Source organism: Shinella sp. M27 (assembly GCF_049199905.1).
In the GTDB taxonomy this organism is placed as follows: Bacteria; Pseudomonadota; Alphaproteobacteria; order Rhizobiales; family Rhizobiaceae; genus Shinella.
The window spans coordinates 1-407 of the sequence record NZ_JBLZPK010000083.1; the positions used below are offsets into that span (position 1 = coordinate 1).

The following is a 407-nucleotide window of genomic DNA, read 5'->3' on the forward strand; positions in this document are numbered from 1 at the left end:
CGGCGGGAAGACCATTCTCACCGCCGACAACACTTATACCGGCGGGACCACGATTGCCGACGGCACGCTGGAACTCGGAGACGGTGGCACGACGGGCTCGCTCCTGGGCAACGTGACCAACAACGGCATTCTGGCCTTCAACCGCGCGGATGTGGCGAAATTCGACGGGACGATTTCAGGGACGGGGGGTGTCCACCAGATCGGCAGCGGGAAGACCATTCTCACCGCCGACAACACTTATTCCGGCGGGACCACGATCGCCGACGGCACGCTGGAACTCGGAGACGGTGGCACGACGGGCTCGCTCCTGGGCAACGTGACCAACAACGGCATTCTGGCCTTCAACCGCACGGATGTGGTGACATTCGACGGCGCAATTACCGGAACCGGCGGCATCGACCAGATCG

1 protein-coding gene is annotated in these 407 nt (G+C 63.4%); it reads left to right on the top strand.

Translation table 11 applies throughout. The features are described 5' to 3' along the window. A partial coding sequence (locus ACOZK4_RS27180) for an autotransporter-associated beta strand repeat-containing protein (RefSeq protein ID WP_421594739.1) occupies window positions 1-407 on the top strand: 407 nt, incomplete at both ends.